This window comes from Streptomyces sp. NPDC054840 (assembly GCF_053611065.1).
This window is the reverse complement of the sequence record NZ_JBSGZP010000308.1, coordinates 1-8,273: the sequence shown is the minus strand read 5'-3', so window position 1 is coordinate 8,273 and position 8,273 is coordinate 1. Positions and strand designations below refer to the sequence as shown.

Sequence of the window (8,273 nt, the reverse complement as noted above, 5' to 3'; positions counted from 1 at the left end):
CTCCAGCCCCTGTCCGACCAGGCCGCCCGGAAGGCCGGCTCCACCCTCGCCCCGGTGTGGACGAACTACGGCACCGTCGACGGCACGTACTACGGCCTCTACTTCAAGGCCGCCCACAAGTCGACCGTCTGGTACGCCCCCGAGGCCTTCGCCCAGGCCGGTGTCAACGAGCCCACCAGCTACACCGACATGCTGAAGGCCGGCCGCACCCTCGCCGACTCCGGCCGCCCCGCCTTCGCCATAGCCGGCGAGGACGGGTGGACCCTCACCGACTGGTTCGAGAACGTCTACCTCTCTCAGGCGGGACCGGAGAAGTACGACCAGCTCGCCCAGCACAAGCTCAAGTGGACCGACGACAGCGTCGTCAAGGCGCTGACCACCCTCGGCGAGCTGTTCAAGGACAAGCAGCTCGTGGCCGGCGGTGCACAGACGGCACTGAGCACCGACTTCCCCTCATCGGTCGCGCAGGTCTTCGGCCCCGAGCCCAAGGCGGGCATGGTCTACGAGGGCGACTTCGTCGGCGGCGTGGCCAAGGACCAGTTCGGCAAGAAGCTCGGCAAGGACGCCAAGTTCTTCCCCTTCCCCGCGGTCGACGGCGGCAAGGCTCCGGTCGTCAGCGGCGGTGACGCGGCCGTGGTCCTCAAGGACGCGAAGAACGGCAAGGCCGGCATGAAGCTGCTCGAATACCTGGCCGGCTCCGAGGCGGCCGAGGTCTGGGCCCGCGCCGGCGGCTTCCTGTCCCCGAACAAGGAGGTCGACATCGCCTCGTACGGCGATGAGATCACGCGCAGCACCGCCAACTCCCTCATCGCGGCGGGCGACTCGATCCGCTTCGACATGTCGGACCAGGCCCCGGCCGCGTTCGGCGGCACCAAGGGCGCGGGTGAGTGGAAGCTCCTCCAGGACTTCCTGCGCGACCCGTCGGACCCGCGGGGCACGGCCGCGAAGCTCGAGGCCGAGGCCGCCAAGGCCTACGGGAACTGAGGCGGCTCCCATGGCTGACACCGTGACCGCCGCCCGCGGCCCGGCCGACGGGCGGCGCCGGGCCCAGCGCAGGAAGCGCCGCCTCGCGGTCGTCTTCGTCCTGCCGGCCCTGCTGCTGCTCGGCGCGCTGGTCGTCTACCCGGTCCTCTTCTCCTTCGGCCGCAGCCTCTTCGACGCCGACGGCGACCGATTCGTAGGGGCCGCCAACTACGCGGCGATCGTGCAGGACCAGGCCACCCTCAAGGCGATCCGCAACAGCGCCCTCTGGGTCGTCGTCGCCCCGACCCTGCTGACCGGACTCGGGCTGATGCTCGCCGTGCTCACCGAGAAGGTGCGCTGGGCGACCGCGTTCAAGCTCGTGCTCTTCCTGCCGATGGCCGTGTCGTTCCTCGCCGCCGGAATCATCTTCCGGCTCGCCTACGAACAGGACCCGTCCCGGGGCGTGCTCAACGCCGCCGTCGTCGGCGTCCACGACAGCTTCGGTGACACCGCCGCCTATCCGACGGCCCGTGCCCGGGAGGGCCACGGCCTGACGGGCGGGGCGGGCGGCCCGTACAGCACCGAGGAGGCCGTACGTCCCGGCCACGCGATCGGTCTCGGCTTCATCGGGGTGGCACCCGACGCGATGCCGGCCGGAGCGAAGGCCGCGGCCCCCGCGGCGCCCGAGCCGGACACCATCGGAGGTGTCGTCTACCTCGACTTCGCCCCCGGCGGCGCCGGCACCCCGGGCCGCATCGATCCGGGCGAGAACGGGCTGCCCGGCATGGCGGTCGAGGCCGTACGGGACGGCCGGGTGGCCGCCACCGCTGTCACGGCCGAAGACGGGTCGTTCCGCTTCACCGGGCTGGCCGACGGCCCGTACACGGTCAGACTGCCCGCGGCCAACTTCGCGGCCCCGTACCAGGGGGTGAACTGGCTCGGTCCGGCGCTGGTCACCCCGGCCATCATCGGCGCCTACCTGTGGGTGTGGACCGGCTTCGCGATGGTGCTGATCGGCGCCGGCCTCGCGGCCATCCCGCGGGACGCCCTGGAGGCCGCGCGGATGGACGGTGCCTCCGAGGGCCAGATCTTCCGCAGGATCACCGTGCCGCTGCTCGCTCCGGTGCTCACCGTCGTCTTCGTGACCCTGGTGATCAACGTGATGAAGGTCTTCGACCTCGTCTACATCATCGCGCCCGGACCGGTCCAGGAGGAGGCCAACGTACTGGCCACCCGCATGTGGCTGGTCTCCTTCGGCGGTGGCAACGACCAGGGGCTCGGCAGCGCGCTCAGCGTGGTGCTCCTCCTGCTCGTCGTCCCGGCCATGATCTTCAACATCCGGCGCTTCCGAAGGAGTGGAGCATGAGCAGCGGCCAGGGCACCATCGAGCGCCGACGGTCCCGGCGGACGGCGGCGGTCAGCCCGGTCCCCGGCCCGTCGGCGAAGGGGCCCGGACCCGGGCGCCGGCGCGGAAAGCGGTTGTCCCGCCTGTTGAGCAGCTCCCTCGTCCAGGGCGCGCTGATCCTGGTGGCCCTGATATGGATCACCCCACTGGCGGGCCTGCTCATCTCCTCCCTGCGCTCCGAGGGCGACAACGCCTCCGACGGCTGGTGGACCGCGCTCGGCGACCCGTCCCAGCTGTCCCTGGACAACTACGGCGCCCTGCTGAAGGACTCCGGTATCGCGGAGGCGTTCGGGAACACCGTGCTGATCTCCGTGCCGACCACCGCCCTGGTCGTCGCCATCGCGGCACTCGCCGGATACGCCTTCGCGTGGCTGGAGTTCCCCGGCCGGGACGCCATCTTCCTGGTGGTCGTCGGACTGCTGGTGGTACCCGTGCAGATCGGGCTGCTGCCGGTGGCCAAACTCTTCGGTGCGGTGGGGCTGTTCGGTACGGTCGCCGGCGTCGTCCTCTTCCACGTCGCCTACGGGCTGCCGTTCGCGATCTTCCTGCTGCGCAACTACTTCGCCGAGATACCGCGCGAAATGCTGGAAGCCGCCCGGATGGACGGCGGCAGCGAGTGGCGGATCTTCTCGCGACTGGTGCTGCCGCTCGGCCGCCCGGCCATCGCGAGCCTGGCCATCTTCCAGTTCCTCTGGGTCTGGAACGACATGCTCGTGGCGCTGCTCTTCGCGGACAGCGGGTCCCAGCCGCTCACGGTCGCGCTGCAGTCGCAGATGAGGCAGTTCGGAAGCAACATCGGCGTCCTCGCGCCCGGGGCGTTCCTGTCCCTGGTGGTCCCGCTGATCGTCTTCTTCGCCTTCCAGCGGCACTTCGTCCAGGGGGTGATGGCGGGCTCGGTGAAGTAGCCGCCGCACCGTGCTGTTGGAGCGGGCCCTGCGGCCGGTCGGGAGACCGTCGGCAGGGCCCGCCCGTCGGTGTCGTGGGGAGCCGCCCAAGGTTGACCCATGGCGTGGAGCGAGGAGGAGTGCTCGACTGCTTGCGGTCCGAGCGGGGTGGCCGGGCGGGACTTCGGACACGACCTACGAGCTGGCCGCGGCGGCCCGCTGCCGACGCCTCGATAGGCTCCCGCCATGTTCGAATACCACGGCTGGATCACGGTCCGCGAGAGTGCCACGGACGACGAGGACCCGACCCGGGCGGCCGAGATCGTCGAGGGTCTTCGGCGCCGCATCGACGAGATCGCCAGCCCCTATCTGCTCGACCTGCGCTGGATGAACGGCGAGCTCTTCCTCCACATCGGGGGCTTCTCCAACCATTGCAGACCCGAGATCCTCGACCTGTTCCGGCACGTCGGCACGGTCGCGCCCGGCTCGTACGGCTTGCTGCACCTGCTCGATGACGAGGATCCCCGGCATGAGAACGAGGTCCGTGTCCTCAGGCTGGTCCGGGGGAACGTCGCCGAGTACACCGAGTCGTCGCTCTCGCCGTGCATCCCCGTGCTGGAGGATCCCTTCAGCGGTTAGCGCGTCCGGTACGGGCCGGACTACCCGTTCCCGCCCACAGCGCGGTGGCCGGAGGGGCGGCGGGCCGGGTTCGGCGTGCCCTCCGGTGCGCCGGACGGTCAGGTGCCGGGGGTGTCGCCCTGTTCGCGCATGCCCCACGGGGAGCCGTACGCGGTGAGCAGCTCCAGGAAGGGGAGCGGCGGCAGGGCCTCGGGGCCCAGGACGCCGGGCTGTGACCAGACGCCGGTGGCCAGGAGTTCGAGGGCCGCCACCGGGTTGACGGCGGTCTGCCAGACCACGGCCTGGGAGCCGTACTCGCGCATGGACCACTGGTTGTCGACCACGTGGTAGAGGTAGACCTCTCGCGGCAGGCCGTCCTTGGTGCCCTTGACCCAGGTCCCGGCGCAGGTCTTTCCGGTCATGCGGTCCCCGAGCGTCGCCGGGTCGGGCAGGCAGGCGGCGACCACGTCGCGGGGCGAGACCCGGACCTCGGTGCCGTCCTCGCCGCGGACCGCGACCCGGTCGGTGGAGTCCAGACCGAGGGCGTGGAGGGTCTTGAGCTTGCCGATGAAGTCGTCGCCGAGGCCGTACTTGAAGGTGACCCGGCGGGTTCCGACCCAGCGTGGGACGAGGAGGACCTCCTCGTGTTCGACGTTGACGCACTCGACGGGTCCGATGCCCTCGGGAAAGTCGAAGACCTCCGGCTCGCTGAACGGCTCCGTGGTGAACCAGCCGCGCTCGCGCTCGTAGACCACGGGCGGGTTCAGGCACTCCTCGATCGTCGTCCAGATGTTGAAGGACGGGGCGAAGTCGTAGCCCTCGACGGCCAGGTTCGCTCCGTCGCGGATGCCGATCTCCTCGATGTCGTCGAAGAGGTGGTCGGCGGCGTAGCGGGCGAAGACGTCCGAGAGTCCGGGCTCGACGCCCATGCCGACAAGGGCGAGGCGGCCCGACTTCTCCCACTCCTCGGCCCGTTCGAACTGCTCGTCGCCGAGCTTGACCCCGCATTCCCTGTGCGGGTGCTCGGGGTGGGGGCGGGAGAGGGACATGGCCATGTCGAGGTAGTGACTGCCGGCGGCGAGCGCGGCGTTGAACAGGGGCATGACGAAGCGCGGGTCGGTGGCGTTCATCAGGACGTCGCATCCGTGTTCGGTCAGCAGGCTCGTGACCGCCGCCTCGTCGGAGGCGTCGACGCGGCAGGCGCTGAACCGGCGCTCCTCGCCGTCCAGAGCCTCGACCGCGGCCTCGGCGCGGGCCAGGTCGTAGTCGGCGACGACGAAGTGGTCGAAGAAGTCGCGGCGGGCGGCGATCTTGGTGATCGCGCTCCCGACACCGCCGGCACCCACAAGCAGAACACGCATGGCGAGGTCCTCTCTCTGTGAGGCGTGCGCCCCAGGGGGCTGATGGAACCGTTCCGTGCGAGTTAAGGTCAATGGTGTTGGCATAAGGTTGGGACGGAGGGAGGAAGCGGACGATGGCGAAGGACGTGGTCCCGGAAGAGGCCCGCAGGCGGCGGCGCCCGACCCGGCGGGGGACGGTGCTCTCCGAGCGGCTGATCGTCGAAACGGCCCTGCGGATGGTGCGCGAGCACGGGAGCGCGGGCCTGTCCGCCCGGCGGCTGGGCGCCGCTCTGGGGGCGGACCCCAGCACCTTGTACCGGTACTTCGACGGCATGGACGGTCTGACCCTCGCCATCGGCGAGGAACTGATCGGCCGCGCGCTCGACGGCTGGGTCCCGACCGGGCGGTGGCGCGACGACCTGCGCTCACTCGGGCTGCGCATCCACGGCGCCTACCTCGCCCACCCGCAGGCCGCGCTGCTGACCGCGAGCCGGGTGAGCGGCCGACCGCGCGAGATCGCGGCCGACGAGGTGATCCTCGGCAGTCTTCGCGGCGCGGGCTTCGCCGACGTGGACGCCGTACGGATCTACCACGCCTACATCGACCAGGCCCTGGCCTTCGCGGCGCTCGACGCGGGATCCCTCGCGCTGACGGAGAAGGCGCGCGAGTCGGACGAGGAGCGGTGGGAGTCGACGTACGCCCGGCTGCCGGCCGACGCGTACCCGAACATCGCGGCCACCGCGGGACTGCTGGCCGCCCGGATGCCCCACAGTGCGTACCCGGTCGCGCTGGAGATGCTGCTGGACACTGCCGAGAGGCAGCTCTCCGGGGCGGCCGAGCCCACCGCACGGGGATGAACACGAGGGGTGACGGCGGGCGTGACGGCCCGTCGTCCCGCCGACGGGGACCACCGGTGGGCGCTCCGGGGCGATTGTCAGTGGCTCGCGAGAGGATCACTCCCATGATGAACCTTTCCGCCGATCAGGCGCTGTCCGGCATGCCCAGCCGCTCCGACTACGAGGCCGCGCTCGGGCACCTGCGCGACGCATCGGCGGCGTACTACGCCGACGGGGACAGCCCGATGGACGATGCCACCTACGACCAGCTCCGGCTCGCCGTGCTGGCGTGGGAGACGGATCACCCCGGCGATGTCGCCGTCGACTCCCCCACCGGGCAGGTCGGAGACGGCGCCGCCCCGGCCGGCGACGTCGCGCACACCACCCGGCTGCTCAGCCTGGACAACGTCTTCCACCCCGACGGCCTGCTGTCGTGGGGCGAATCCCTGAAGCGGCGGCTGGGCAGGACGCCGTCCGGCGGGTTCACCGTCGAGCCGAAGCTGGACGGCGCGGCCGTTGCGGCCCGGTACCGGGCGGGGCGGCTGGTGCAGATCATCACGCGTGGCGACGGCAGCAGCGGTGAGGACATCAGTCATGTCATCGGACAGATCGAGGGCCTGCCCGAGCGGCTGCCGGTGCCGGCCACCTTCGAGGTGCGCGGCGAGGTGCTGTTCACCCAGGAGCAGTTCGAGGCGGCGAACGCGGTCCGCGCCGCGCACGGCGCGCAGGTCTTCGCCAACCCCCGCAACGGCACGGCCGGCACACTGAGGGCCAAGGACCGGCCGTACCGGCTGATGATGACGTTCTGGACGTACGGCGCCGTCGAACTGGACGGGGAATCGTTCCTGCCCGCCGGAGCCACCCACGCCGAAACCCTGGCCGCGGTCGCCCGGGCGGGAGTCCGGACGACCGCGGACACCCCGGTCGGACTGCACGTGGTCGCCACCCTCACCGAGGCCCAGCAGCGGGTCGACGAGATCGCCGCCCTGCGCGCGGGGCTGCCGTTCGGTATCGACGGTGTCGTGATCAAGCTCAACGACGCGGCCGAGCAGGAGGCGGTGGGACTGGGCAGCCGTTTCCCGTACTTCGCCGTCGCCTTCAAGCTCCCGGCCGTCGAGCGGCAGACCGTGCTGGAGGACGTGGTGTGGGAGGTCGGCCGGACGGGGGTGCTCGCCCCGACCGCCGTCCTCGCCCCGGTCCTGATCGACGGGTCCACCGTCACCCGGGCCACCCTGCACAACCCGGCCGACATCCGGCGCCGTGATCTCCACCTGGGCGACACCGTGACGGTCTACAAGGCGGGCGACATCATCCCGCGGGTCCAGGCCTCCGTGGTGGCGCTGCGGCCGGTCGGAGCGACGGAGGTGCCACTGCCGGAGGCGTGCCCCAACTGCGGTGGGGAGATCGACAAGACGCAGGAGCGGTGGCGCTGCGCACAGGGCGCGGCCTGCGCCCTGCCGGCCCTCATCGAGTACGCGGCCGGGCGCGAGATGCTCGACATCGACGGGCTGGGCAGGACGTACGTCAAGGCTTTGGTCGACGCCGGTGACGTCACGGACGTCGCCGACCTGTTCACGCTCTCCCTGGAGCAGCTCACCACCGCTTCCGGCAGCGCCAAGCGGGCAGCGAGGCTCGCCGAACAGATCGAGGCGGCGAAGGCCGTTCCGCTGAGCCGCGTCGTGTGCGCGCTGGGCATTCTGGGCACCGGGCGCAGCATCTCGCGTCGTATCGCCCGGCACTTCGCCACGATGGACGCCGTCCGCGCGGCCGATGCCCTGGCCATGCAGGCCGTGGACGGCATCGGCCCGGAGAAGGCCCCGGTGATCGTCGAACAGATCGCTGCCCTGGCCCCGGTCATCGACAAGCTCGCCGCGGCGGGCGTCACCATGGACGAGCCGCAGGGAGAGGCGACGGCGCAGGGCTCGGGGCCGCTGGCCGGCAAGGTCGTGGTGGTGACGGGGAAGATGACCGGGGCGCTGGAAGGTCGGGGCCGGGACGCGATGAACGCTCTGATCGAGAAGGCGGGCGGGCGCGCGGGCAGCGGCGTCAGCGCCAAGACCACCATCCTGGTATCCGCGCCCTCCGCGAGCGGCAAGCCCAGCTCGAAGGCGGTCAAGGCCGCCGAACTCGGCGTCGAGGTCCTCACCCCGGAGGCCTTCGCCGAACTGGTCGCCGACTTCCTGGGCTGACCACGGAAAAGGCCTCCGGCCGTCCTGCGGATCACGGG

Annotated in this window: 7 protein-coding genes; 6 read left to right on the top strand and 1 reads right to left on the bottom strand. The window is 71.3% G+C overall.

Features of this window, described 5'->3' with window-relative positions; translation table 11 throughout:
• The 4 genes from ACWGIU_RS21530 to ACWGIU_RS21515 all read left to right on the top strand — a co-directional run.
• The coding region (locus tag ACWGIU_RS21530; RefSeq protein ID WP_453708108.1) for an ABC transporter substrate-binding protein at nucleotides 1-984 on the top strand (984 nt) is incomplete at its 5' end.
• Nucleotides 985-994: 10 nt separating this feature from the next.
• Nucleotides 995-2,329, top strand: a complete 1,335-nt coding sequence (locus ACWGIU_RS21525; RefSeq protein ID WP_453708106.1) for an ABC transporter permease subunit — start codon at nucleotides 995-997, stop codon at nucleotides 2,327-2,329.
• Nucleotides 2,326-3,273 carry a carbohydrate ABC transporter permease gene (locus ACWGIU_RS21520; protein WP_453708104.1) on the top strand — a complete coding sequence of 316 codons (948 nt, stop codon included), beginning with the start codon at nucleotides 2,326-2,328 and terminating at the stop codon, nucleotides 3,271-3,273. The genes ACWGIU_RS21525 and ACWGIU_RS21520 overlap by 4 nt, the downstream gene beginning before the upstream one ends.
• Before the next feature lie 225 nt (nucleotides 3,274-3,498).
• Nucleotides 3,499-3,891 carry an Imm7 family immunity protein gene (locus ACWGIU_RS21515; RefSeq protein WP_453708102.1) on the top strand — a complete coding sequence of 131 codons (393 nt, stop codon included), beginning with the start codon at nucleotides 3,499-3,501 and terminating at the stop codon, nucleotides 3,889-3,891.
• A gap of 98 nt (nucleotides 3,892-3,989) precedes the next feature.
• On the opposite strand, the gene ACWGIU_RS21510 is transcribed toward ACWGIU_RS21515, so the two are convergent.
• A complete protein-coding gene (locus ACWGIU_RS21510) occupies nucleotides 3,990-5,231 on the bottom strand; it encodes a saccharopine dehydrogenase C-terminal domain-containing protein (protein WP_453708100.1) in 1,242 nt (413 codons plus the stop codon).
• Nucleotides 5,232-5,344: 113 nt separating this feature from the next.
• On the opposite strand from ACWGIU_RS21510, the gene ACWGIU_RS21505 reads away from it, so the two are divergent.
• Nucleotides 5,345-6,067: a TetR/AcrR family transcriptional regulator gene (locus tag ACWGIU_RS21505; RefSeq protein WP_453708098.1), complete on the top strand. Its 723-nt coding sequence runs from the start codon at nucleotides 5,345-5,347 to the stop codon at nucleotides 6,065-6,067.
• 104 nt (nucleotides 6,068-6,171) lie between these two features.
• On the top strand, nucleotides 6,172-8,235 hold the full coding sequence (gene ligA, locus ACWGIU_RS21500) for an NAD-dependent DNA ligase LigA (protein WP_453708096.1): 2,064 nt from the start codon (nucleotides 6,172-6,174) through the stop codon (nucleotides 8,233-8,235).
• Nucleotides 8,236-8,273 lie beyond the last annotated feature (38 nt).

Excerpts from the sequence above, each read along its gene's own strand:
- ligA (WP_453708096.1), top strand. The coding sequence starts at position 6,172 with ATGATGAACCTTTCCGCCGATCAGGCGCTGTCCGGCATGCCCAGCCGC.
- ACWGIU_RS21510 (WP_453708100.1), bottom strand. The coding sequence starts at position 5,231 with ATGCGTGTTCTGCTTGTGGGTGCCGGCGGTGTCGGGAGCGCGATCACC.
- ACWGIU_RS21505 (WP_453708098.1), top strand. The coding sequence starts at position 5,345 with ATGGCGAAGGACGTGGTCCCGGAAGAGGCCCGCAGGCGGCGGCGCCCG.
- ACWGIU_RS21525 (WP_453708106.1), top strand. The coding sequence starts at position 995 with ATGGCTGACACCGTGACCGCCGCCCGCGGCCCGGCCGACGGGCGGCGC.
- ACWGIU_RS21515 (WP_453708102.1), top strand. The coding sequence starts at position 3,499 with ATGTTCGAATACCACGGCTGGATCACGGTCCGCGAGAGTGCCACGGAC.
- ACWGIU_RS21520 (WP_453708104.1), top strand. The coding sequence starts at position 2,326 with ATGAGCAGCGGCCAGGGCACCATCGAGCGCCGACGGTCCCGGCGGACG.